The 307-nt window shown below is 73.3% G+C and carries 1 protein-coding gene; it reads left to right on the top strand.

The window, feature by feature from the left end; all coding sequences use genetic code 11:
* Positions 1-72: 72 nt before the first annotated feature.
* Positions 73-307, top strand: a 235-nt coding sequence (locus ADK64_RS11120; protein ID WP_234384532.1) for a polyketide synthase dehydratase domain-containing protein, incomplete at its 3' end; no start/stop codon positions are given.

The raw sequence follows: 307 nt of genomic DNA, 5'->3' as shown, positions 1-307 counted from the left end.
GGGCTCGGCTACGGCCCGGCGTTCCAGGGGCTGCGTGCCGGGTAGAGGCTGGGCGATGCGGGGAACGCCGAGGTGCGGCTGCCCGATGAGGAGCCGGCCGGGGAGTTCGGACTGCACCCGGCGCTGCTCGAAGCGGCCCTGCACACGATGGCCGTGCAGGGTGCGGACGACTCGGCGGGGGGCCCCCGCCCGTACAACCAGGTAAGAATTCCGTTCTCCTGGGCCGGGTTGCACCTGTTCGCGTCCGGCGCCTCCGCACTGCGCGTACGCATCGAACCCACGGGCGCGGGTACCGACGCCGTAGCCC

Source organism: Streptomyces sp. MMG1121 (assembly GCF_001280015.1).
GTDB lineage: Bacteria > Actinomycetota > Actinomycetes > Streptomycetales > Streptomycetaceae > Streptomyces.
Note: the sequence above shows the minus strand (reverse complement) of the source record. Positions and strands in the feature narration are given on the sequence as shown.